This window comes from Stenotrophomonas sp. GSD10 (assembly GCF_056172695.1).
On the sequence record NZ_JAOCMC010000002.1, the window covers coordinates 3,858,731 to 3,883,776 of the forward strand.

General features: G+C 67.1%; 15 protein-coding genes and 4 pseudogenes. 10 read left to right on the top strand and 9 right to left on the bottom strand.

Going from position 1 to position 25,046, the window contains the following annotated elements; genetic code table 11:
- Positions 1–115 precede the first annotated feature (115 nt).
- Positions 116–653 (top strand): annotated as a pseudogene (locus tag N4G47_RS18015) (hypothetical protein).
- Positions 654–735: 82 nt separating this feature from the next.
- Here N4G47_RS18015 and hmgA read toward each other — a convergent pair.
- Both hmgA and hppD read right to left on the bottom strand, forming a co-directional pair.
- Positions 736–2,042 (bottom strand): annotated as a pseudogene (gene hmgA, locus N4G47_RS18020) (homogentisate 1,2-dioxygenase).
- An 87-nt stretch (positions 2,043–2,129) separates the two neighbouring features.
- The gene (gene hppD, locus N4G47_RS18025) at positions 2,130–3,242 is read right to left on the bottom strand and encodes a 4-hydroxyphenylpyruvate dioxygenase (protein ID WP_475289213.1); all 1,113 of its coding nucleotides are present in this window, start codon (positions 3,240–3,242) and stop codon (positions 2,130–2,132) included.
- A gap of 129 nt (positions 3,243–3,371) precedes the next feature.
- On the opposite strand from hppD, the gene N4G47_RS18030 reads away from it, so the two are divergent.
- Positions 3,372–3,866, top strand: coding sequence for a MarR family winged helix-turn-helix transcriptional regulator (locus N4G47_RS18030; RefSeq protein ID WP_475289215.1), 495 nt, complete (start codon positions 3,372–3,374; stop codon positions 3,864–3,866).
- Positions 3,867–4,205: 339 nt separating this feature from the next.
- A complete protein-coding gene (locus tag N4G47_RS18035; RefSeq protein ID WP_475289216.1) occupies positions 4,206–5,261 on the top strand; it encodes a PDDEXK nuclease domain-containing protein in 1,056 nt (351 codons plus the stop codon).
- A gap of 96 nt (positions 5,262–5,357) precedes the next feature.
- Here the strand turns inward: N4G47_RS18035 and N4G47_RS18040 are convergent, their stop codons facing one another.
- From N4G47_RS18040 to N4G47_RS18055, 4 genes and pseudogenes are all read right to left on the bottom strand, one after another.
- On the bottom strand, positions 5,358–6,497 hold the full coding sequence (locus tag N4G47_RS18040) for a hypothetical protein (RefSeq protein ID WP_475289218.1): 1,140 nt from the start codon (positions 6,495–6,497) through the stop codon (positions 5,358–5,360).
- Positions 6,498–6,718: 221 nt separating this feature from the next.
- A complete protein-coding gene (locus N4G47_RS18045; protein ID WP_475289220.1) occupies positions 6,719–7,318 on the bottom strand; it encodes a thioredoxin family protein in 600 nt (199 codons plus the stop codon).
- 19 nt (positions 7,319–7,337) lie between these two features.
- A complete protein-coding gene (locus N4G47_RS18050) occupies positions 7,338–8,837 on the bottom strand; it encodes a peptide MFS transporter (RefSeq protein WP_107232891.1) in 1,500 nt (499 codons plus the stop codon).
- Between the two features lie 181 nt (positions 8,838–9,018).
- Positions 9,019–9,893: pseudogene (locus N4G47_RS18055) on the bottom strand (tryptophan 2,3-dioxygenase).
- Positions 9,894–10,227: 334 nt separating this feature from the next.
- Here N4G47_RS18055 and pdhA point away from each other — a divergent pair.
- From pdhA to N4G47_RS18075, 4 genes are read left to right on the top strand one after another with little or no spacing between them, the layout of a single operon-like run.
- The gene (gene pdhA, locus N4G47_RS18060; RefSeq protein ID WP_107232889.1) at positions 10,228–11,310 is read left to right on the top strand and encodes a pyruvate dehydrogenase (acetyl-transferring) E1 component subunit alpha; all 1,083 of its coding nucleotides are present in this window, start codon (positions 10,228–10,230) and stop codon (positions 11,308–11,310) included.
- Positions 11,303–12,370 carry an alpha-ketoacid dehydrogenase subunit beta gene (locus N4G47_RS18065; protein WP_181358752.1) on the top strand — a complete coding sequence of 356 codons (1,068 nt, stop codon included), beginning with the start codon at positions 11,303–11,305 and terminating at the stop codon, positions 12,368–12,370. Before pdhA ends, N4G47_RS18065 begins: the two co-directional genes overlap by 8 nt.
- 1 nt (position 12,371) lies before the next feature.
- On the top strand, positions 12,372–12,725 hold the full coding sequence (locus N4G47_RS18070; protein ID WP_107232888.1) for an SH3 domain-containing protein: 354 nt from the start codon (positions 12,372–12,374) through the stop codon (positions 12,723–12,725).
- Positions 12,722–14,110, top strand: a complete 1,389-nt coding sequence (locus tag N4G47_RS18075) for a dihydrolipoamide acetyltransferase family protein (RefSeq protein ID WP_475289223.1) — start codon at positions 12,722–12,724, stop codon at positions 14,108–14,110. Before N4G47_RS18070 ends, N4G47_RS18075 begins: the two co-directional genes overlap by 4 nt.
- A 204-nt stretch (positions 14,111–14,314) precedes the next feature.
- On the opposite strand, the gene N4G47_RS18080 is transcribed toward N4G47_RS18075, so the two are convergent.
- Positions 14,315–14,950, bottom strand: a complete 636-nt coding sequence (locus N4G47_RS18080) for a Rossmann-fold NAD(P)-binding domain-containing protein (protein ID WP_475289225.1) — start codon at positions 14,948–14,950, stop codon at positions 14,315–14,317.
- 105 nt (positions 14,951–15,055) lie between these two features.
- Here N4G47_RS18080 and N4G47_RS18085 point away from each other — a divergent pair.
- Positions 15,056–16,593, top strand: a pseudogene (locus tag N4G47_RS18085) (GGDEF domain-containing protein).
- Between the two features lie 639 nt (positions 16,594–17,232).
- Here N4G47_RS18085 and N4G47_RS18090 read toward each other — a convergent pair.
- Positions 17,233–18,159 (bottom strand): DUF808 domain-containing protein, encoded by a 927-nt coding sequence (locus N4G47_RS18090; protein ID WP_475289227.1) that lies wholly within the window; start codon positions 18,157–18,159, stop codon positions 17,233–17,235.
- A 212-nt stretch (positions 18,160–18,371) separates the two neighbouring features.
- Between N4G47_RS18090 and N4G47_RS18095 the strand changes: the two genes are divergently transcribed.
- Together N4G47_RS18095 and N4G47_RS18100 are read left to right on the top strand one after the other, a co-directional pair.
- Complete coding sequence (locus N4G47_RS18095) at positions 18,372–20,015, top strand: ABC1 kinase family protein (RefSeq protein WP_249844939.1); 1,644 nt, start codon at positions 18,372–18,374, stop codon at positions 20,013–20,015.
- Between the two features lie 241 nt (positions 20,016–20,256).
- Positions 20,257–22,362, top strand: coding sequence for a phosphoglycerol transferase I (locus N4G47_RS18100; protein ID WP_475289230.1), 2,106 nt, complete (start codon positions 20,257–20,259; stop codon positions 22,360–22,362).
- Positions 22,363–22,500: 138 nt separating this feature from the next.
- Here N4G47_RS18100 and N4G47_RS18105 read toward each other — a convergent pair whose 3' ends face one another.
- Complete coding sequence (locus N4G47_RS18105) at positions 22,501–24,930, bottom strand: DUF3772 domain-containing protein (RefSeq protein ID WP_475289233.1); 2,430 nt, start codon at positions 24,928–24,930, stop codon at positions 22,501–22,503.
- Positions 24,931–25,046: the final 116 nt, after the last annotated feature.

Here is a 25,046-nt window from a genome sequence, read left to right on the forward strand (position 1 = left end):
CCCTGGCACGTGGTTGGCTGCACGCTAGCGCAGCGCGCGTGCAGGCGCTGCATTGTCATCGCCGTTTCATCGCCTTCGTTCAGGCTCGGCGTGCACCGACTTGGCTGTCCCTTCCATGCAACCGCGCAAGACCGATCTCGCCCGAACCGCGCTGCAGGCCCACCGCGCGCCGCTGGACATGCGCCAGCGGCGGCTGCTGATCCTGTGCGATGGCCAGCGCAGCATCGCCGAACTGACCGGCCTGCTCGGGCAGGAAGCGCCCGCGATGGTCATCCAGCTGGTGCAGGCGGGGTACCTGAGCACCGGCCCGGCAGCGGCGGCCCCCTCCCCCAGCCGTTGCCGAGCCGGCCAGGGCATTGCCGGCGCAGGTGCCGGCAACGCCCGCCGCCACGCCAGTCGAACGCCGCCGCTCGCTGGTGGCCGCACGCATCTATGTGCTGGGCATCCTGGAAATGCAGCGGCATCCACAGGCAGCGGCGCTGTTCCGCGACCTGCAGCAGGCACGCGCGGAAGACGAGGTGGTGCAGCGGCTGCATTCGGCGATGCGGATGCTGCCCGGGCTGACCTCGGACGGCTATTGCCAGCGCGTGCGGCAGCGCCTGCTGGAAGCCCTGCCGTTGGAGCATTGCGACGCCTTTGCCGAGGTGGCGTAAGCATGGGTTCCGGCGGAGAGCATCCACGCCATGCGTGGATGCGATCAGGATCCGTGCCGACCAACGGTCAGCACCCACCAACCTAGCGGGTCGGCCGGAAATTATTGCGCAGCCCGTTCCAGCACTGCTGGTAGTCGCCCTGGCGATGGCTGGCGGCCAGCGCCTGCGCGGTCGGGCGGATCACCGCGCGGGTCTCGAACATGAAGGCCATGGTGTCCTTGATCACATCGGCCTTGGACAGATCGGCATTGGAGGCCTTGTCGAAGGTCGGCGCGTCCGGGCCGTGACCGCTCATGCAGTTGTGCAGCGATGCGCCACCCGGCACGAAGCCTTCGGCCTTGGCATCGTAGGCACCGTGCACCAGGCCCATGAATTCGCTGGCGATGTTGCGGTGGAACCACGGCGGACGGAACGTGTTCTGCGCCACCAGCCAGCGCGGCGGGAAGATCGCGAAGTCCATGTTGCTGGTCCCCGGCGTATCGCTGGGCGAATGCAGTACCAGGAAGATCGACGGGTCGGGGTGGTCGTAGCTGATCGAACCGATGGTGTTGAAGCGGCGCAGGTCGTAGCGGTACGGCGCGTAGTTGCCGTGCCAGGCCACCACGTCCAGCGGCGAATGGTCGATCGGCGCGCGCCACAGGCGGCCTTCGAACTTGGCGATCAGCTCAAAATCACCGTCCACATCCTCGAATGCGGCGTGCGGGGTCTCGAAGTCGCGCGGATTGGCCAGGCCGTTGGAGCCGATCGGGCCCAGGTCGGGCAGCTTCAGCAGCGCACCGTAGTTCTCGCAGATGTAGCCGCGGCTCGGGCCATCGGGCAGTTCGACGCGGAAGCGCACGCCGCGCGGAATCACCGCGATCTGCTGCGGTTCGATCTCGATCACGCCCAGCTCGGTCAGCAGGCGCAGCGCGCCCAGCTGCGGCACGATCAGCAGTTCGCCATCGGCGTTGTAGAAGTAGCGGCCGACCATGTCGCGGTTGGCGGCATACAGATGGATGCCAACACCCGCGTGCGCATCGGGCGAGCCGTTGCCGCCCATCGTGTACAGGCCTTCGACGAAATCGGTCGGCAGTTCCGGCAGCGGCAGCGGGCTCCAGCGCAGCTGGTTCGGCGACGCCGGCTGCGCGCCGAAATCGCACTGCAGCTGCGACTGCGCGAACGGGGTGAATTCGCCGTGGGTCACCCCGGGCGGATCCGGTACAGCCAGCTGCGGCGGTTGCTGCCGCGCGGCGCAGTGAACGCGGTACCGGTCAACTGTTCGGCGTACAGGCCGTGGGCTACCTTCTGCGGCGAGTTCTGCCCAACCGGCAGCGCGCCGGCGACGGCCTCGGTGGCGAATTCGTTGCCGAAACCGGACTGGTAGCCGCGGGCGGTGATGGCGGTGGACATGGGGGCTCCTGAGATTGCCGGCCAGCGGCCGGCACTACCATTCAATCAGGCAATGCCGGCGGGAGGCCGACATTGCCCGTGCAGACCTTACAGCACGCCGCGGCGGATCTGGTCGCGCTCGATGCTCTCGAACAGCGCGGTGAAGTTGCCTTCGCCGAAGCCTTCGTTGCCCTTGCGCTGGATGATCTCGAAGAAGATCGGGCCGATGCAGTTCTGGGTGAAGATCTGCAGCAGCTTGCGCTGGTGGGTTTCCGGATCGGCATCGATCAGGATCTTGTTCTTCGCCAGGCGTGCCACGTCTTCACCGTGGTTCGGCACGCGCTGGTCAATCACGTCGAAGTAGGTCTCCGGCGTGTCGAGGAAGTCCACACCCTGCGCGCGCATCGCTTCAACGGTCTCGTAGATGTTCTCGGTGAAGCAGGCGATGTGCTGGATGCCCTCGCCCTTGTACGCGTCCAGGTACTCGTTGATCTGGCTCTTCGGGTCGGACGATTCGTTCAGCGGGATACGCACGATGCCATCCGGGGCGGTCATCGCCTTGGACACCAGGCCGGTCTTGAGGCCCTTGATGTCGAAGTAGCGGATCTCGCGGAAATTGAACAGTCGCTCGTAGTAGTCCGACCACTGCTGCATGTTGCCGAAGTACAGGTTGTGGGTCAGGTGGTCGATGAAGGTCAGGCCGAAGCCGAACGGATGCAGGTCAGCGCCGGCGATCGGCTCGTAGTCACCGTCGAAGATGCTGCCCGACGCGCCGTAGCGGTCGACCAGGTACAGCATGCAGTCGCCGATGCCCTTGATGACCGGGGCGTTGACTGCCTTGCTGTCCGGCTTGAAGGCGATGGCTTCGGCGCCGTTGCCCAGCGCGGTCTGGTAGACCTCCTGGCCCGGCTTCTTGAAGCGGATGGCGAAGCCGCAGGCGCACGGACCGTGCTTTTCAGCGAAGTCCGAGGCGAACGAATCGGGGTCTTCGTTGACCAGGAAGTTGACGTCGCCCTGGCGATAGACGGTAATCGGACGCTGCTTGTGCTTGAGCACCGCGCTGAAGCCCATCTTCCGGAAGTACGCGTGCAGCTCCTGGCCACGGCCGGCCGGGGCGGCGAATTCGACGAACTCGAAGCCGTCGATGCCCATCGGGTTCTCGAAGGTGGTGACCTGCATGCCGGGGTTGGGGTGCGAGGCGGTCGGGACTGCGGTATTCATGGCGTGGCTCCGAATCGGTACCGCATCGGTACAAACCAGGTGCGGGCAGGTTGGGACCCGGCGAGAATGCAGGGTCTGGACCTTCCCCTTATAGTTACACTTGAAACCACCAGCAAGGTGCACCGCAACATGAGCCCCGCCGATCCCGTCTCGACCCGCCTGCGTGCCTCGCACGTCCTGCTCGACCTGGAACAGTTCCTGCCGTACCGGCTGAGCGTGCTGTCCAACCGGGTCAGCGGCAATATCGCCAAGCTGTACGGCGATCGTTACGGTCTGGCGATTCCCGAATGGCGGGTCATCACCATCCTGGCGCTGTACCCGGGTTCCTCGGCCAGCGAGGTCTCCGACCGCACGGCGATGGACAAGGTGGCGGTCAGCCGCGCCGTGGCCCGCCTGCTGGAGCGCGGCTTCATCAAGCGCGAGACCCACGGCGACGACCGCCGCCGCTCGGTGCTGGCGCTGTCGGCGGCCGGCTTCGAGGTGTACGAGACCATCGCACCGATGGTGATCGAGATCACCCGCAAGCTGATGTCGGTGCTGAGCGAGGAGGAGGAGCAGCTGCTGGAAAAGCTGATCCTGCGCCTGGCCGGCGATGGCCTGGAGCGGATGGGCGAAGGGGTGTGAGGGCGCATCCTCGCGCGGCGTGGACCCGCCCTGCCTTGCAATCGCGGGCAGCGCATGTCGCCTCCCGCCCGGTTCCGCCCCCGACATCCAGGACACGCCGTGGGCCAACCGCGATGGGCGCCTGCGGAAGGACACGCGTCCCGCTGATGTCGACCGCCCTTGTCGCTTTGGTCTATCAACGTGCCGACATCGGGCCTATAGCGCCCGACCTCATGAGCGCGTGTATCGAAGCAGCCTGATTCAACAGATCTGTCTATTGGACCGCCCGCCTTTGCGGCATGACGGTGTGCGTAGTGCCGGCAATTGCCGTGCCTCGCTTCCAACAAGGCTGGATTTGCCATGGATGACACGCCTTCCACGCTATTGCCTGCCCAGGCGCTGCTGGCGGACCTCAGAACGTTGATCTGCGCTGCGCGCAGCAGGATGCACAGGACCATCAACGCCGAGTTGACCCTGCTCTACTGGCGGATTGGACGCCGTATCCAGGCAGACCTCTTGCGAGGCCATCGGGCGCGCTACGGAGACGTTGCCTTCCGGCGGATCGCTGCCGCGCTGACCGCCGAGTTCGGCACGTCCTTCGGAGAAAAGAGCCTGCGCAGGATGGTGCAGTTCTGCAACGCATTCGCGGATGAGCAGATTGTCGTATCACTGGTACGACAATTGAGCTGGACGCATTTCATCGCGCTGATTCCGCTTGCCGATCCGCTCAAGCGCGACTTCTATACGCAGATGGCCGCCACCGAAGGCTGGAGTGTGCGCACGCTGCGCCAGCGCATCGATTCGATGCTGTACGAACGCACGGCACTGTCCAGCCAGCCCGAACAGACCATTGCCGATGAGCTGGCTGCCTTGCGCAGCAACCAACGGATTTCCCCGGGCCTGGTGCTCCGCGATCCCTATGTGCTGGACTTCCTGGGCTTGAAGGACAGCTGGGACGAGCAGGACCTGGAAGGGGCGATTCTTCGGGAAATGCAGGGATTCCTTCTCGAGCTTGGCGCGGGTTTCAGCTTTGTCGCCCGCCAGAAGCGCATCCAGATCGACGATGACGACTTCCATCTGGACCTGCTGTTCTACAACCGCCGCCTGCGCAGGCTGGTGGCTGTCGAACTGAAGATCGGCGAGTTCAAGCCTGCCTACAAAGGACAGATGGAACTCTATCTGCGCTGGCTGGACCGGTACGAACGTGAGGAGGGAGAGGAGGCGCCCCTGGGCATCATCCTGTGTACCGGGAAGAAGGCAGGCCAGATCGAGCTGCTGGAGCTGGACCGGTCGGGCATCCACGTTGCGGAATACCTGACCACCCTGCCCGCTCGTGAGGTCCTCAGGCAGAAAATGCAGGCCGCGCTGGAGCGGGCCCGGGAACGCCTGCATACGGCAACACCCGGCCCACGCTAGATCCACGCCACGCGTGGATGGCGACTCGCCGGTGCGGCTTCGGTGGGGGCAGCGCCCTTTCCTGCGGAAAGGGATCCAACCCCGGGGCGCTCGGAGTCAGCTCAGATGCTTGCGCCGCGCATGGATCCACGGCACCGCCAGTGCCGCGATGGCACCGCCGGCGAAGCCGAGCGAGGCGGCAACCGTGGCCGCTTCGACCGCCCCCGGCAACGCCAGGGCCGCAGCCACCAGCAGCAGCGACGGCAGGCCGACGAAGGTGCCCAGGAAGAAGTGCCAGCGCGGCGACCAGGTGTTGAGCTGCAGCAGGCTGACCGGCTGCCAGGCTTCGGAGGCGGCGTCCTCGGCGATCTTCGCCACCGCCTTGCCCAGATCCACTTCGGGCAGCGCGCGCCCCAGTCGCGCGGCGGCCAGCAGTTCGGCCACCGCGTCCACCGGCGGGAACGTGGTCGGCCACGCCGCCGGCGCCGGCACGCCATAGGCGGTCAGCAGCGGTACGCTCAGCCAGGGTGCCACCAGCGGCCGCATGCGGCGGCGGCCATGCACGCACCAGATCTGCGGCTGGCCGTGCGCGGTGACGCTGTACAGCGCCAGTTCGCTGGCCGGCGGATAGCCCAGCATGGTCACCCGCGCGGCCAGGCTGTCCTGACCCATCGCGCGCAGGAAGCCGGGCCGGCTGCGCCCTTCCTGCATCCACGCCAGGCCCAGCGCGCCGACCAGGTAGGCTTCTGCCACGTCCTTGCTGCCGGCAGTGGCGCGCTCGTCGCTGGCCAGGTACCACGCCAGTGATTTCGGTTCGGACGCATCGGCCAGGCCCCAGCGGCTGTCGTCGCCCAGCACATGGCGCACCGGCAGGCGCGCCGGAGCGGTCTCGCCGCGCTCGCCCGGCTGCAGGAACGGCAGCACGCCCTGGATGAAGGTGGACAGTTCGATCGCACGCACGCCGTGGCCCTGCCATTCCGGCGGCAGCAGGCCGGCCAGCTGGCCCTCGGCGGCCAACGCGTCCAGTCGCGATTTCTGCTCCACCAGTTTCTGCACCGCGCCCTTCAGCACCACGTTGTCGGGCAGCGCGATCTGCGGCAGGCGGTGGCGGGGCGGCGCCAGTTCAACCGTGTCCGCGCCGGTGCCGGCGTCATCCAGCAGTGCTTCCTGCGGCGGCAGGGTCACGCCCTCGCCTGCTCCGGCCTCGGCCAGGTCGCTGGCGGGTTCGGGCAATCGTTCGGCGTGGTCGCTGTGCATGGGCGTTCCGGTAGGGGGCATCGACGGGATGTCGACTGAGGTCCTTGCCGGTAACGGCGAGCGCGTTGCGAAGTTGAGATACCGATTCAGGGAGTGTGACGGCGCGCGCAGTAGAGCCACGCGAGGCGTGGATGTGCCTCAATGCCGACCAACGGTCGGCACCCACCAGGTTGGTGGCCAGCAGATGGCACCCACCAGAGCCTGCCGGCCAGCGGCCGGCACTACCGGGCAGGTGCCCATTGCTTGAGGAAGGCGCTCACCCGCGCGGGCTGGAACGCTTCGCCCCGACGCAGCTCGGCGGTGGCCTGCGAGACCAGCAGGCTGCCGTCGGCATCCAGCACCAGCAGGTGCGGATAGTCGCGCTCCATCACCGGGAACTGGGCGAAGAAGGCGGTGTTGGGCTGTTCGTCACTGGCATTGACCTTCACCCACACGTAGTGGGCATCGCGGAAGCGGCGCAGGTCGCCGTTGCCTTCCACGATCTCATCCAGCGCGTGGCAACGGTCGCAGGCGGCGTTGCCGACCTCCAGCAGGATGCGCTTCTTGCCGCGCTGGGCTTCCACCTTGGCGGTGGCCAGGTCGTCGGCGGGGTTGCGGGCCGGGTCGAACTGCGCGCCGAGCCCGGCGATGGCGGCGATGTCCGCCGCCACCGGGGTGTTGCCCGAGGCCACCGGTTCGCTGGGGTCAGCGACCGGTGGCTCGGTGGGTCGGGTATCCAGAGGCTGCGTGGGCTCGGCGGCGGCAGGCGGTTGCGGTTGGGAACAGGCGCCGATCAGCGCCGCACAGACCACCACCATTGCACCACCGAGCTTCATGCGCATGCCTTCTACCCTCTCATCATCATTTGACGCCGTGCATCAGCTTGTTGATCAGCGGGGCGATCAGGAACAGCACCACGCCGGAGCCGATCAGGGCCCAGAACCCGAAGGTATACCCCTTCAGGGCCGACTCGACCGTCATGCCGCCTTCACCACTGACCACGCCGGCGAAGATGCCCGACAGGTTGTTGCCGATGCCGGTGGACAGGAACCAGCCGCCCATGCCGAAGCCGACCAGGCGCACCGGGGCCAGCTTGGTCACCATCGACAGGCCGATCGGCGACAGGCACAGCTCGCCCACCGACTGGATGACGTAGACCATGAACAGGGTCCAGAACGGAATCTTGCCGTCCACGACCATCTGCGACAGGGCGTACATCAGCAGGGCGAAGGCGGCGCCATTGAACAGCAGGCCCAGGCCGAACTTGCGCGGGATGGACGGATTGGCGCGGCCCAGGGCCACCCAGATCCAGGCGATGACCGGTGCCAGGGTGATGATCGCCACCGAATTGACCGACTGGAACCACGCGGTCGGGAAGGTCCAGTCACCCATCTGGCGGTTGACGATGTTCTCGGCCAGGAAGGTGAACGAGCTGCCGGCCTGTTCGAAGAACATCCAGAACATCACGTTGAAGGCGAAGATGATCAGCATGGCGATCACGCGGTCGCGCTGCACCTTGCCCTCGCGGATGCCTTCCACCAGCAGCAGGATGGCCAGCGCGGTGAACATCGCGCCCAGGATCCAGGCCAGCGCGGTGGCGCCGGTGGCCAGCAGGAAGTAGGCCACCGGAATGGCGATCACGGCACCGACCAGCACCATGATGATGCGGCCGAAACCTTCGGCGCCGGCCGGCGGTGCGCCGATGCCCTTCAGGCCGGCACGACCGATGTAGAACCACACCAGCGAGATCAGCATGCCCACGCCCGAGGCGATGAACACCACCTTGTACGACGGCATTTCCGAGGTACCGAACACCTTGCGGGCCAGGTACTCGGTCAGCACCGGGGCGATCATCGCGCCGATGTTGATGCCCATGTAGAAGATGGTGAAGCCCGAATCGCGGCGCTCATCCTTCAGCCCGTACAGCTTGCCGACCATGGTCGAGATGTTGGGCTTGAACAGGCCGTTGCCGACGATGATCGTGGCCAGGCCGAGCTTGAAGATGTGCTCCTGCGGCAGCGAGATCATGAACAGGCCGGCGGCCATGATGATCGCACCGGTCAGGATCGAACGCTGGTACCCCAGCACCCGGTCGGCGACGTAGCCACCGAAGATGGCCGCGGCGTACACCAGCGCCAGATAGGCGCCGTAGATGCGGCTGGCGTCGCCCTCACCGGCGGCGTTGCCGCTGTAGAACTGGGAGACGATGTACAGCACCAAGGCCCAGCGGATGCCGTAGAACGCAAAGCGCTCCCAGAACTCGGTCATGAACAGCATCCACAACGGGCGCGGGTGGCCCAGCGTGGTCTTGAAGTCCGGCAGCGCCGGCTCCGGGGTGTTCGCAGTGGCGTTTACGCTCATGCGGGTTTCCTGGTTCGGTGGATGACGAGCACGTCCGATGTGCAGTTGAAGCAACGCGCGAGGATCACCGACTTGTGGCGTTCACGTCAAATACACGCCGTTTGAGGCAGGTGCCAGCCTGCTCGCTGAACTTGCATCTGAAACGATCCAGCCACCTGTCGGGGTCCAAGCTGAATGCGGGTCAGCCCAGCTCTGCCGGGGGCGCAGCCTGCAGGGTGGTGCGCACCTGGAACAGCTCGGGGAAGAAGGTCAGCTCCAGCGCCTGGCGCAGGAAGCCCACCCCGGACGAGCCGCCGGTGCCGCGCTTGAAGCCGATCACCCGCATCACCGTGCGCATGTGGCGGAAACGCCAGAGCTGGAAGGCGGTCTCCAGGTCCACCAGGTCTTCGCACAGCGAGTATTCGCGCCAGTAGCGGTCGGTGTCCTGGTAGATGCGCTCGAACACCGGCTGCAGGGCGTCGTCGGCCACATGCGGCTGGGTCCAGTCGTGGTTTTCATACACGGCCGGTACGGCATGGCCGAAGCGGGCCAGGTACTTCAGGAATTCCTCGTACAGGCTGGGCGCCTCCAGCACCGTGCGCAGCTGCGCCTGCCCGGCCGCATCGTGCTCGAACACCTGCAGCATCTGCGCGTTCTTGTTGCCCAGCAGGAACTCGATGTAGCGGTACTGCAGCGACTGGAAGCCCGAGGACGGGCCCAGCACGTCGCGGAAACCCATGTATTCGGAGGGGTCAGCGTTTCCAGCACCGACCACTGCTCGGTCAGCTGGCGCAGCACCTGCTTGCTGCGCGCCAGCACCTTGCGGCACTGCCAGACTTCATCGCGCTGCAGGAAGCCGATCGCCGCACGCAGTTCGTGGCCGAGCAGCTTCAGCCACAGCTCCGAGGTCTGGTGCTGGATGATGAACAGCATCTCGTCGTGGTGCGGCGGGTTGGACAGCGGCTGCTGCGCGCTCAGCAGCTGGTCCAGCCGCAGGTAGCCGCCGTAGGTCAGGCGCCCGTGCAGATCGGTGTGGATGCCGGCTTCGAGGTCGCGTTGGTTGTTGTCGACGGACATGGGTGGGACCAGATCAGGGGCGGCAAGGGTAGCGCGTTGCCGCCGCGCTGGCAGCCGCCGGGTCCATACCGGGGCGTGCGGTTGGCCGTGGAGCATCGGCCGATGCCGGGGCTGCGCGTGGAACCGATCAGGGCGTTGCGCTGGCGGTCAGCCAGAGGCGTATTCTGATGCTTTGCAGCAACGACTGAATACGCTGTTGTTATTGGCCCCCACCCGCCGGCAGGGGTAAAACGGGGAATCGCCGTGTTGCGGCGCAGGAAGGCTATTCCGTACGCGTTCCTTAACATGGCGATTCATATCATTTGTAACTTCTCTGTCGAAGGTGCAGTACGCAATGACGGTTGCCGCTGAATTCAAGATCGAATACCTGCAGTACCTGGACGCGGACGGCAAGCTCGTCCGCGATGACCTGCCCGCGTCGCTGCGCGACCCCAAGGTCCTGGTACCGCTGTTCAAGCAGATGCTGTTCGTACGCACGTTCGACAGCAAGTCCATCGCGCTGCAGCGCACCGGCAAGCTCGGCACCTATGCCGCCTGCCTGGGCCACGAAGCGGCGCACGTGGGCATCGGCGCTGCGATGCAGAAGGACGACGTGTTCGCTCCTTCGTACCGCGAGTACGGCGCGATGTTCATGCGTGGCGTGCGCCCGCACGACGTGCTGATGTACTGGGGCGGCGACGAGCGCGGCAACGATTACGGTGGCAACGCGGCCAAGGACTTCCCGTTCTGCGTGCCGATCTCCACCCAGTGCCTGCACGCCGCAGGCGCCGCGCTGAAGTTCAAGCTCAACAAGGAAGCGCAGATCGCCGTGGCCGTGTGCGGTGACGGCGGCAGCTCCAAGACCGACTTCTACGCAGCACTGAACTCGGCCGGCGCCTACAAGCTGCCGCTGATCCTGTGCATCGTCAACAACGGCTGGGCCATCTCGGTTCCGCGTTCGGCCCAGACCGGTGCCGAGACGCTGGCGCAGAAGGGCCTGGCCGGTGGCCTGCACTGCCTGCAGGTGGACGGCAACGATCTGATCGCGGTGCTCGCCGCGATGGAACAGGCGCGCGAACGTGCGCTGGCCGGCGACGGTGGCACCGTGCTGGAACTGATGACCTACCGCCTGTCCGACCACACCACCGCCGATGACGCGCGCCGCTACCGCGACGACGCCGAGGTGAAGGATGCCTGGCAGCGCGAACCGATGCTGCGCCTGCGCAAGTACCTGATCAACGCTGGTGTGTGGAGCGAAGAAGAAGAAACCGCCTGGGTTGCCGAGTGCGGCACGCGCGTGGACGAGGAAGTGAACCTGTACCTCAACACGCCGGTGCAGCCGGTCGAGGCGATGTTCGATTTCCTGTATGCCGATCCGCCGCCGGACCTGCTGGCCCAGCGTGCCCAGGCGATCGCCCTGGAGAAGCGCCATGGATGAGATCAAGAACGGCGCGCCCGGCGCGCACACCAACGCCGCCGACAGCGCTGCCATCGCGCGCGGAGAAGAAAGCATGACCACCACGCCGATCACCCTCATCGAAGCCATCACCCAGGCCTTGGCCTGGGAGCTGGAGCACGACCCGTCGGTGCTGGTGCTGGGCGAGGACGTGGGCGTCAACGGCGGCGTGTTCCGCGCCACCGCCGGCCTGCAGCAGCGCTTCGGCGCCGAGCGCATCCTCGACACCCCGCTGGATGAAACCACCATCGCCGGCCTGACCATTGGCCTGGCCGCGCAGGGCATGAAGCCGGTGGCCGAAGCCCAGTTCGATGGCTTCATGTACCCGATGGTCGACCATATCGTCTGCCACGCCGCACGCCTGCGTTACCGCACCCGTGGCCGCCTGCACTGCCCGATGGTGCTGCGCGTGCCGTGGGGCGGTGGCATCCGCGCGCCGGAACACCACAGCGAAGCCAACGAGGCGATCTTCACCAACGTGCCGGGCCTGCGCGTGGTGCTGCCGTCCTCGCCGCAGCGCGCCTACGGCCTGCTGCTGGCCGCGATCCGCGAACCGGATCCGGTGATCTACATGGAGCCCAAGCGCATCTACCGCCAGTACAAGGAAGTGGTCGTCAACGACGGCGAAGCCTTGCCGCTGGACGTGTGCTTCGTGCTGCGCGACGGCACCGACGTGACCCTGGTGACCTGGGGCGCGCAGGTGAAGGAAGCGCTGGAAGCGGCCGACAAGCTGGCCGGCGAAGGCATCAGTGCCGAAGTGATCGACGTGGCCACGCTGCGTCCGCTGGACTTCGCCACCATCGCCGAGTCGGTGGCCAAGACCGGCCGCTGCGTGATCGTGCAGGAGGCCCCGAAGACCGCGGGCTTCGGCGCCGAGATCGCCGCGCGCCTGGCTGAGGAATCGATCTACGACCTGCTGGCCCCGGTCGAGCGCGTTACTGGCTACGACACCCACATTCCGCTGTTCCGCCTGGAAATGAAGTACCTGCCGAGCGTTGAGCGGATCGTGGCGGCGGCCAAGCGCGCGGTGGCGGCCGGCTGACATGCGGGCCCGCCTTCTGGGGGCTTACCGCAGCCAGTATCCCAACCCGCTCCGGTTCCGCGCCGGCCAGATCGTCGAAGTCGGTGTACGTGACGAGGAATGGCCGGCGTTTGCCTGGGTACGCACCAACGATGGGCGCGCTGGATGGGCGCCCATCGCCTGGTTGCAGCTGCTGGACGAGGGTCGCGCCGAAGCCCTGTGCGACTACGACGCCCGCGAGCTGGATGTGGAAAGCGGCGAGATGGTGAAGCTTCATCACGAACACGGTGGGTGGTGGTGGTCCGAGCGCGCCAATGGCGCGACGGGCTGGCTGCCGGCCCGCGAACTGGAACTGCTGGAAGAGAACTGCAAATGAGCCAGACCAAGAATTTCAACCTGCCCGACCTGGGCGAAGGCCTGCCGGACGCGACCATCGTCGAGTGGTTCGTCAAGGAAGGCGATGTGATCAAGCTGGACGAGCCGCTGGTCTCGATGGAGACCGCCAAGGCCGTCGTCGAAGTGCCCTCGCCGTTCTCCGGCAAGGTGCTGAAGCTGTCCGGCGGCGCCGGCGACATCATCCCGACCGGCTCGGTGCTGGCCAGCTTCGAACTGGACCCGAACCTGCCGCAGCGCGCTGATGGCCAGGACACCGGCCACAGCCACGGCCATGCCGCGCCGGCCGCCGCACCGACCCCGCCGCCGCTGCCGACCGCCGCCGCTCCGGTGGCTGCTGCAGAAGCCAAGCCGGTTGCCGCCGAGCGTGATGACGCCGGCACCGTGGTTGGCGCGATGCAGAGCTCCAACGCCGTGCACGCCGAGCAGGCGCTGGCCGTCGGCGGCGTCAAGGCCGTGCCGGCCGTGCGTGCGATGGCGCGCAAGCTGGGCGTGGACCTGAGCCGCGTGCCTGCCACCGGCACCGATGGCGCGGTGACCATGGCCGACGTCAAGCAGGCCGCCGCCAACGGCACCGCCAAGCTCGGCGCTACGCCGGCGCCGGTCGCTGCCGCCGCGTATGCCGCCCCGGCCCCGGCGCAGGTGTCTGCCCCGGTGCAGAGCGAAGCCCGCACCCCGCTGTCTGCCGCCGGCAAGCCGATGCGCACCCAGCCGCCGGGCGTGGTCGCCAAGGGCCAGCCGGAGCCGCTGAAGGGCGTGCGCCGCAACATGGCCCGCGTCATGGCCGATGCGCACAGCAAGGTCGTGCCGACCACGCTGAACGACGACGCCGACATCCATGCCTGGCTGCCGGGCAACGACGTCACCGCACGCCTGGTGCGTTCGATCGTGGTGGCCGCGCAGAAGGTGCCGGCGATGAACGCCTGGTTCGACGGTGAAGCGCTGACCCGCACCCTGCACGCCCAGGTGGACATCGGCATCGCCGTGGACACCGACGATGGCCTGTTCGTGCCCGCGCTGCGCAATGCCGACATGCTCGATGCGCGTGGCATCCGCGAGGGCGTGAACCGCCTGCGCGAGCAGGTCGAATCGCGTTCGATCGCCGCTTCGGAACTGAGCGGCTACACCATCTCGCTGTCCAACTTCGGCATGTTCGCCGGCCGCTACGCGACCCCGGTCGTGGTGCCGCCGTGCGTGGCCATCGTCGGTGCCGGCCGTGCCCGCCACCAGATGACCCCGGTGATGGGCGGCGTGGAAGCGCACAAGGTGATCCCGCTGTCGGTCACCTTCGACCACCGCGCGGCCACCGGCGGCGAAGCCGCACGCTTCCTGCGCGCGATGATGGACGACCTGGCGCTGGCCAGCTGATCGGCCACCCTCTCTGAAACACAGGAAACGCCGGGCAATGCCCGGCGTTTTTTGGCCAAGCGCGGCGATCGGCTGCCTTGGCACCTGCCTTGGTAGAGTCGAGCTTGCTCGACTGCTGTTCGCGAAGAGCCGTCGAGCAAGCTCGACGCTACGAAGAGCGAAAAGCAAAAGGCAGAAGCCGTCGAGCAAGCTCGGCGCTACCTGTCAGCCGACCAGCGCGCTCGATGCCACCACATGCTGGCCCGGCTGCGGTACCAGCGCCGCCTCGACCAGTGCCTTGGCGATTTCAGTGGCCGGATTGATCCGCCACGCACGCGGCAGCACCGGCCCCAGCACGCCCAGCACCTTCAACGCGAGGCGCTCGCCACGGCGCACCTCGGTGCGCTCGCCGCCGATCAGCCCCGGGCGAACCAGGGTCAGGGAATCAAAGCCCAGCGTGGCCAGATCGCGCTCCAGCTCACCCTTCACCCGGCTGTAGAAGATCGACGACTGCGGATCGGCACCCGCCGCGGAGTTCAGCACATAGGTGCGTGCGCCCTGGGCCCGTGCCAGGCGGGCGAACGCCAGCGGGTAGTCATGGTCGATGCGGCGGAAGGCCTCGCGGCTGCCGGCCTGGGCCATGGTGCTGCCCAGCGCGCAGATCACCGCGTCCACACCGGCCCACTCTGGTGCGTCCGGCAATGCGTTGAAGGCCAGCACCGGGTTCTCCAGCTGCCCGTGGGTCCGCACCAGCGGCCGGCGCGTCGGCGCCACCACGGCGCTGCAACGCGGGTCGTCCAGCAGCCGGGACAGGGTCAGCCCGCCGACCAGGCCGGTCGCCCCCAGCAACATCACGCGCATCACCACCTCCACTGCGGCATCCTGTCGCCCATCCTAGCCGTTCAAGCGATCGGCGGCCGCGCCGATATGCTGGAACCTGCCCCTGCCAACCCCAGGATTCGCTCCATGACGGACCAGCCCGACCCCCGCCCCGCACCCGGTACCGCCCTTGGGCCGCCGGCACGCGTGCGCGCGGTGGCCGACGATGGGCGGGGTGACCGCGTGGTACTGCAGGGCGGCGGTGGCGTGGCCCTGCAGCAGCTGTTCGCCGGCGCCGATGCGCCGGAGCCGCTGCTGGCCGCGTTCGCCAATGGCATGGCCACCCTGCCCGGCGAACTGGGTGACATGGGCGACCGCCTGCAATCGGCACAGGCCAGCGCCGATTGGCCGCGCTATGGGCGGGCCATGCGGCAGCTGATCGACAAGTACATCCGTACCATCGAGCAGCATTCGCCGGACGGCCAGCCGGAAAGCCTGCGCCTGTCCGAACAGCTGCGCCTGCTGCTGGGCGGCGCGGTCGTCGCCCTGCTGCAGCACGACCCGGACCTGCGCGAGCAGGCGCAGGCGCTGGCCACGCGCCTGCGCCAGTGGCAACCGGGTACCGCGCTGGAACCGATCGAACAGGGCGTGCGCGAACTTGGCCACCAGGTGGGCGTGCGTGCCGAGAGCTGGCAGGAGCAGCAGGCGCTGCTGCTGGAGCTGTTCGCCCTGCTGCTGGAGAACGTCAGCGAGCTGCTGGATGACCGCAGCTGGCTGCAGGGCCAGATCGCCGCGGTGCGCCAGCTGCTGGATGGTCCGCTGGAAGCCGAAGCGGTGGAGCGCACCCGCGCCGAGCTGCGCGAGGTGATCTACAAGCAGGGGCTGCTGCGCCAGGGTATCGACGATTCGAAGGCGGCGATGCGCGGCTTGATGGGCGAGTTCATCGAGCGCATGGATGGCATGGCCACCAGCACCGGTGAATACCACGACCGTATCGGAAGTTACGCGCTGCAGCTGCGTGAGGCGCGCAGCATCGCCGATCTCAACCAGCTGCTGCAGGACGTGATGCGCGACACCGGCAAGGTGCAGCAGCAGGCGGCGCAGGCCCGCGACCACCTGGCCAACGCGCGGCAGGAAGTGGAGCGTGCCGAACAGCGCATTGTCGAACTGGAGCAGGAACTGCGCGCGGCCGGTGATCTGGCGCGCATCGACCCACTCACCCAGGCGCTCAACCGCCGTGGTCTGGACGAACTGCTGCAGCGCGAGCTGGCGCGTGCCGCGCGCAATCACTCGCCGTTGGGCGTGGCGGTGATCGACCTGGATGATTTCCACCAGACCAACGATGCGCACGGCCATGCTGGCGGCGATGCGCTGCTGCAGCACCTGGTGAGCGTGTGCAAGCTGCTGCTGCGCGCCACCGATGGCATCGCGCGGCTGGGTGGCGACGAGTTCGTACTGGTGCTGCCGGAAACCCAGGGGCCGACAGCATGGCCACCGTACAGCGCCTGCAGCGCTCGCTGGCGCACCGCGTGCTGACCGTGCAGGACCGGCGCGTGCCGGTGCACTTCAGTGCCGGCCTGGCGCAATGGCAGCCCGGCGACGATGCCGACGCGCTGCTGCGGCGCGCCGATGATGCGCTGTATGCGGCCAAGCGCCAGGGCAAGAACCGGGTGCAGGCGGGTTGAATGACCCTTGCGTAGAGTCGAGCTTGCTCGACTGCTTTTCCTCCCCGCAAACAGCCGTCGAGCAAGCTCAACGCTACGGCCGGTAGCGGCGGCGCGCAGCGCCGTAGAGCAGCCGAGCGTGGGCTCGGCTCTACACGTTACTTCCCGCGCAGCTTCTGGAACCCGGTCACTGCCGCCAGCACGATGGCACCGGCGATGATGCGCTGTATGCGGCCAAGCGCCAGGGCAAGAACCAGGTGCAGGCGAGTTGAATGACCCTTGCGTAGAGTCGAGCTTGCTCGACTGCTTTTCCTCCCCGCAAACAGCCGTCGAGCAAGCTCAACGCTACGGCCGGTAGCGGCGGCGCGCAGCGCCGTAGAGCAGCCGAGCGTGGGCTCGGCTCTACAGATTACTTCCCGCGCAGCTTCTGGAACCCGGTCACTGCCGCCAGCACGATGGCACCGGCGATGATGCGCTGTATGCGGCCAAGCGCCAGGGCAAGAACCGGGTGCAGGCGGGTTGAATGACCCTTGCGTAGAGTCGAGCTTGCTCGACTGCTTTTCTTCCCCGCAAACAGCCGCCGAGCAAGCTCGACGAAACCGCCGCTAGCGGCGGCGCGGAGCGCCGTAGAACAGCCGAGCGTGGGCTCGGCTCTACACGTTACTTCCCGCGCAGCTTCTGGAACCCGGTCACCGCCGCCAGCACGATGGCACCGGCGACGATGCCCACCACCATGTTGGCCGCGGCACTGATCAGCCAACCCCACGACCCTTCGCCGCCCATCGCCTGCACCGCGTGGTGCAGCGCCGGCACGTTGTGCACCAGGATGCCGCCGCCGACCAGGAACATGGCGATGGTGCCGGCCACCGACAGGAACTTCATCAACCACGGCGCCGAGGCAACCAGGCCACGACCGAACGCGGCGAGGGCACCGCCCTTGCGCGACAGGTACAGGCCGACGTCGTCGAGCTTGACGATGCCCGCCACCAGCCCATACACGAACACCGTCATCGCCAGCGCGACCACCGCCAGCGTGACCACTTGATTGGTGAACGGCGCAGTGGCGACCACGCCCAGGGTGAGCACGATGATCTCGGCCGAAAGAATGAAGTCGGTGCGGATCGCGCCCTTCACCTTGTCCTTCTCCCACGCCACCATGTCCACTTCGGCGTCGGCCAGCGCCTTGCGGCGCTCGGCCTGGCGCTGGGCATCGTCGTCGGAGGAATGCAGGAAGCGGTGCGCCAGCTTCTCCACGCCCTCGAAGCACAGGAACGCACCGCCGATCATCATCAGCGGCACGATCAGCGGCACGTTCCAGCCGCGGCCATGCAGCCACGCCTCCAGCGCGCTGATCGCCAGCGCCGCCGGTACCAGGATCACCTTGTTGACCAGCGAGCCCTTGGCCACCGCCCAGACCACCGGCAGCTCGCGGTTGGCGTTGACGCCGGTCACCTGCTGCGCGTTCAGCGCCAGGTCGTCGCCGAGCACGCCCGCGGTCTTCTTGGCAGCGACCTTGGTCAGCACCGAGACATCGTCGAGCAGGGAAGCGATATCGTCGAGCAGGGCAAACAGGCTGGCACCGGCCATGGGGCGTCCAAGAGAGGGAATGAGCGGATTCTGACCGATACCGGGGCCGCTGCGGAAGCCGGCGAGTTCACCGCGTGCCTACCCTGCCCCGGCGACACTGCAGGACCCGCACACTGCCGGCCAGCGGCCGGTACTACCCCGTCTTCGCCGCATGGGAGTTCCGCTTGAGCAACCCGCCCACCGCCGCTGGCAATCCTCCGCTGGTCAAGGGCATGAACCGGCGCAGCCAGATCCTGCGCCTGTTGATGCGCTACCGCCATTCGGGCGTGTTCTCGGGCATGAACCTGGACGCGGCCAGCAACCACGCCGACGTGCCGGCCGATGGCAACCCGGAGCAGTTCGTCAGCGACCTGGAAGCGCTGGGGCCGACCTTCGTCAAACTGGGCCAGATGCTGTCCACGCGCCCGGACATGGTGCCAGTGGAGTTCGCCACCGCGCTGGAGCGCATGCAGGAAAAGGTGGCCGAGGTACCGGTCGAGCGCATCCACGCCATCGTCGAGCAGGAGCTGGGGGCGCCGGTGAACAAGCTGTTCGCCGCGTTCGATCCCGAGCCACTGGGGTGCGCATCGCTGGCCCAGGTGCATCGCGCGGTGCTGCACGATGGCCGCCAGGTCGCGGTGAAGGTGCAGAAGCCCGAGGTCGCCGCACAGGTGCGTTCGGACCTTGAAGCGCTGCGCAGCTTTGCGCTGGCGGCCGACCATCTGACCCAGGTCGGCCGCCGCGTTCGGCTGCGCGACTGGCTCAACGAGTTCGCCAAGACGCTGATGCAGGAGCTGGACTACCACGCCGAGGCCGAGAACCTGTCGCGCTTCGGCCGCCACCTCAAGCCCTTCCGCCGGCTGTGGGTGCCGCAGCCGATCTGGGACTACAGCAGCCAGCGCGTGCTGACCATGGAGCTGGCCACCGGCGTGCGCGTGGATGCGATTCCCGGCGTGCGCCGCACCGAACAATCGATGGACCCGCTGGCGGCCGCGCTGATCCGCGGCTACCTGGACCAGATCTTCGTGCACGGCGAAATCCACGCCGATCCACATCCAGGCAACCTGCGGGTGATGCCCGACGGGCGCCTGGCGATCTTCGACCTGGGCATGGTCGCGCACATGCCGCCGCGCCTGCGCGAACGCCTGCTGAAGATCCTGTTCGCCGCCGTTGATGGCCGTGGCGAGGAAGTGGCCGATGACCTGATCAGCATCAGTACGCGACTGGAAGCGTTCGACGAAGAGCGCTACCTGCGCGAAACCGGCCAGCTGATCGCACGCTACGCGGCCAGCGGCAGCTTTTCCGAAGGCCGCGTGGTGCTGGACATGGTGCGCATCGCCACCGCCTGTGGGCTGCGCACGCCACCGGAACTGAGCCTGCTGGGCAAGGCCCTGCTCAACCTGGAAACGGTGTGCCGGCTGCTGGCGCCGGAGTTGGACACACGCCGCATCGTCGAGCGCCAGCTGCAGCACGTGATGCGCGCACGCCTGAAGAAATCGCTGTCGGCGGCCAACATCGCCAGCGAGGCGATGGAACTGCAGCAGCTGCTGCGCGACGGGCCGCGCAAGCTGTCGGACATCATGGCGCTGCTGGCCGAGAACCGCCTGCAGATGAAAGTGACCGGGCTGGAAGAATCGCGGTTGATGGAGAATCTGCAGAAGATCGCCAACCGCGTGGCCGCCGGCATCATCAGTGCTGCCTTGATCATGGCCGCTGCGATGATGATGAAGATCGACACCGGATGGCATCTGTTCGGCTATCCACTGATCGCGCTGGTGCTGTTGTTGATCGGCGTGGTGCTGGGGCTGGGCATCGTGACCAGCGCCTTGCTGTTCGATCGTCGCGCGCGTGCACGCGAAGAACGGGGCCATCGCTGACGTAGAACAAACCGCCGTATTCATGCGGTTTTTAATGCAATCCAACGAAGCCTTTCACGCTCGTTTTACCTTCTGAGCGCGATTTCGCGCGCGTCATTTCAACAAACATTTCAGTCAGGTTCGTGCATGCACTATCGGGTCATCGGCCTGTCATGTGTATGTGCTTGCGGCAGCGCCGGTCGGATGGACACGCGTCGGTACGACGTCCATCGCCACCACCCCGTCACTGCCGAAGCTGCCTATGCTCTGGATACTGCTGCTGTCGTTGTTGCTGCTGTGCTGGTTGTTCCTCGCGTCCGCAAAGTGGGTGTGGTGGAAGGCCGCTGCATTCTCGCTGCTGCTGCTCATGCTCAGCGCGTGGTGGCTGATCGACAAGCTCTCGGGTGATGGGCTCAACGCCGCCACCCTGTACCACCTCGGCGCGGACATGGAGGGCGCCGGCGTCTCCGACTTCAAGGGCTATATCGCCGGTTTCATCGTGCTGGCGCTGGTCTCGCTGCTGCCGCTGTTTGCCACGCGGGTGAAGCGCTGGCGCCGGCCCGGCCCGGGCGGTGCATGGTTTGCCGGTTTCGCGGCCGTGTGGCTGGCCACGGTCATGATCAGCCCGCTGGCCCGCGACGGCCAGCGTCTTTACCAGCAGCTGCGCCCGGTCGATTTCGCCCGCATCGCCCCTGAATACCAGGTACCGACGCAGCCGCTGCAGCGCCCGCGCAACATCGTCTGGATCTACGGTGAAAGCCTGGAGCGCACCTATCTGGACGAGGCGGTGTTTCCCGGCCTGATGCCCAACCTCAACCGGCTGGCCGCCAGATCGCTGGACGTGCGCGGGCTGGCCTCGGCCGAAGGCAGCGGCTGGACCATCGCCGGGCTGGTGTCGTCGATGTGCGGCGTGCCGCTGACCACCTCGCAGGGCGATGAGAACAGCATGGACCGCATGGGCAGCTTCCTGCCCAAGGCGGTGTGCCTGGGCGACTACCTGAAGCAGCAGGGCTATACCAACCACTATCTGGGCGGTGCCAACGGCCGTTTCGCCGGCAAGGGCCAGTTCCTGGCCAGCCACGGTTTCGACGAAGTACACGATCTGGACTGGTTCAAGCAGCAGAAGAAGATCAGCCGCGTGCACTACTCGCCGTGGGGCGTGCACGACGACGTGCTGCTGGATACGGCCTACCAGCGCTTTGAGCAGCTGTCGCGCGAGGGGGCACCGTTCATGCTGACCACGCTGACCATGGATACGCATCACCCGGCCGGGCATCTGCCGGTGGCCTGCAAGGGCCAGCGTTACCAGGGCCCGTACGGCAACATCAACATGCTCAACGCGCTGAAATGCAGCGATCGGCTGATCTCGCAGCTGGTGCAGCGCATCCAGGCCAGCCCGTACGGCAAGGACACGCTGATCGTGATCGCCTCCGATCATCTGGCCATGCCCAACGATCTGAGCCACATTCTGACCCAGCAGAAGCGCGAGAACCTGCTGCTGTTCCTCGGCGATGGCATTGCCCCGCGGCAGCTGGCCAGCGACGCCGGCACCACGCTGGATTCGGGCGCCACCCTGCTCAGCCTGCTGGACCCGAACCTGAAGACGATGGGCTTTGGCCGGTCGCTGATCGACCCACAGCGCGCGCCCAGCGCCAGCGTGGCCACCCGCCGCGAGGGCGGCCGCGATTACCCGCAGTACCTCGCCTTCGCCCGCTCGCTGTGGCTGGGCGAGCCCACCCGCGAACTGAAGATCAACGGCGACGACCAGGTGCTGGTCGGCCTGCAGCAGGTGCAGCCGCCGGTGCTGCTGGAGTACGACAAGAACTGGGGCCTGAAGTCGGTGTACCTGGAGAACACCTCACGCCAGTTCGATGATGCGGACCCGGACAACACGCTGGCCTATGTCGATCGCTGTACCGCGTTCGAGGATGGCTCGGCCGATGGCGACTGGTGTGCACTGCTGGTCAACCGCGATAACGGCATCAAGCTGTACCGCGACAACGACCTGCGTGGCGGCATCGCCGTGGATGCGCCGCTGGATGCGTTCCAGGGCCCACGCCCGAGCGTGCGCCAGGCGCACATGATCACCCAGAAGGGCCGTCGCACCCGTGCCGGCCAGTACATGCTGCAGCTGGTGGCGAGCACGCGCCCGGATCGCGGCTTCTGGATCGAAGCGGTGTCCTCGCAGCGCAAGGTGGTGCTGGCCCAGCAGTGGGTGCTGCCTGATGCGGACGGCAAGATCAACGTGTCGTTCGGGCTGGACCACGAAGTGGACGATCTGGAGATCCGCGCGTGGTTGAACCATGCCGAGAAGCTGGCGGTGGATACCTTCGCACTGGTGCCCTCGCGCAGCCGACCGCGCGGGTAGATCCACGCCATGCGTGGATACGCTCGGCGGAAGGGGTCAGATCCGTTTTCCTGCGGAAAGCGAATCTGACCCCGGATGGATGTTGCCGGCCAGCGGCCGGCACTACCGCGAGGGCAGGGCGTAGCCCAGCAGAGCCCCCTAATCCTGCGGGTCGCGGGTGATGTGGATGTCGGTCGGCGTCGACAGCGGAATGTTCCGCTCGGCCAGAATCTGCAGCAGGCTGAAGTACAGATCGCTGCGGGTGGCATACACCTGCCGCGGGCTGGCCACATAGGCAAAACTGTTGATGGTGATCTGCCCTCCGGCGATGCTGTCGATGTAGACCGACGGCTCCGGCTGCTTCAGCACGTTGGTATGCGCGGCGTAGGCCTGCAACAGCGCATCGCGCAGGCTGCCGACATCGGTGCTGGGCGGCACTGCGAACTGGATCTGGATGCGCCCCTGGTTGTTGCCCATCGTCATGTTGCGCACGGTCTTGGTGACCAGCTCGGAATTGGGCACGATCAGCGTCGACCGGTCGCTCACCTGGATCTCGGTCGAACGCAGGCTGATGCGGCGGATGTCGCCTTCCTGGTCACCCAGCTTCACCCAGTCACCAATCTTCACCGGACGCTCGGCCAGCAGGATCAGGCCGGACACGAAGTTCTGGGTGATCACCTGCAGGCCGAAGCCGATACCCACCGACAGCGCGCTGACCAGCAACGCCAGCTTGCTCAGCGGCAGGCCCATCGCCGAAAGCGCCCAGAACACGGCGATGATGATGCCCAGATACCGGGCGACCGTACTCACCGAATTGCGCGCGCCCAGATCCAGCTCGGTCTTGGGCAGGTAGGTATCGGTCAGCCAGCGCTGCACCAGCTGGGTGACGGCCAGGCCGGCCAGCAGCACCAGCACCGCCAGCACGATCCCCATCGGCTTCAACGTGGTGCCGCCCAGCGGAATGCCGGTGGTGAGCAGCGAAGCGAAACGCTCCACCACCGCACCGATGTTGCCGAACGGCGCCACCAGCGCCAGCAGTGCCAGCAGCACGACCACCGTACGCAGCGCCGCCGACAGCAGCACGCCGGCCTGCTCCAGCCGCGAGACGCTCAGGCCGGTGCTGAGCAGGATGGTCTGGCCGACCTTGCTGTCGGCGTTGAGCATCCAGGTGCTCAGGTCATCCACGAACTTGAACAGCAGGGTCGCGGCCAGCACCACGATGCTGCCGCCGATCAGCTGCTGGTTCACGAACTTGGCGAAGTTCAGGTAGCCCAGCAACGTTGCGACGATGGCGGCCACCACCGCGATGTTGCCGGCCACCCGGGCCAGCACCAGCCAGCTGCTGCGCCGCACTGGCGTGCTCGCGCCCTGCCCGTCGGCCTGTGCCTCCAGCTTGGCTTCGGCTTCGGCGGTCTGCCGGCGGTGCAGGCGGGCCAGCGTCACCAGCATGGCCATGATCAGGCCGAGGTAGGTCAGCGCGATCAGGCCATCCAGCGCCACCGTGGTCACATCGCTGGTGCGCGTGGCCTGGTCGATCGCCACCAGCACCGTGCTCAGCCAGGCCAGGGCTGCCGCGCCCCAGGCGTACTTGCGCAGCTTCAGTGCGGCGGTGTCATCCAGGTTCAACAGGCGCCACGATGGGCGCTTGGGCACCAGCAGGCAGGCACTGAGTGCGGCGATGAAGGCGGCGCGGAAGGTCGCGGTCTCCAGGCCGTCGGCCACCACCTGCAGGCGCGGTGCGATCGCATCGATGGCCTTCAATGCCGCCATCAGTACCACCACCGCATAGCCGGGCAGCAGCGTGCCCACCAGCAGCAGCCACATGGCCAGGCCGGAACGGCGCAGGCGGCCATCGGGCGCACGCTCGGACGCGGCAAAGCGCCGCCCCAGCGTGCGCAGCCACAGACGCAGCGGGAACATCATCACCAGTGCCACCACCACGCCCAGCAGCAGGGTGCCCCAGCCATGGGTGGCGATGCCGGCTACCAGCGCAGCGCGCCCCTGCTCGGCCAGCGGGGCGACGCGCGCGATGTCGATCGGCAAGCGCTCGGCGACGTTGCTCCACAATGCCGGCGACAACGGCGAGGCCACCTTCTGGCCCAGTTCTTCGGTGCGCTGTGCGGTGCGCTGCTGATCGATGTCGGTCGCAAGCTGCTGCGCGCGTACGGCGCTGGCCTTGGCCTGTGCGACCGAGGCGGCCAGGTTGTCACGCTGCTTGGTGAGGGTGCGTCGTTGCGCTGCCAGTTCGGGCGGCTCGGTAACGCCTTCGGCAGGCGTGCCCAGCTGCGCCAGTTGTTCGTCCAGGCGATCCTTCTGCGGCTGCAGCGCCTTTTCCAGTGCCTCGGCGTCACGCCGTGCCTTCGAGGCGTCCTCGGACAGCATGGCCAGTGTTTCGATGGCCTCCGCATCACCGCGTTTGCGGTCAACGTCCTTCAGCTTCGCATCGATGTCCGCCAGCTGCTGCTTGGGCGTGGGGTCCTCATCCTGCGCAAGTACCGGCGCGGACAACAGGAAGACGCTGCACAGCAGCAGGGCCAGCCAGGGCCCCCGTTTACGGATCAATTGCAGGAAGGAAGACAAGCCAGCCACACCGGTTCACGCGGACCACCGCGCCTGCGCGCGACTATACGGCAGAGCCGGTAAAGGGCGGATGGAAGGGCCGTCGAGCAAGCTCGACGCTACGCGGCAACCCCCATTTCCGGCAC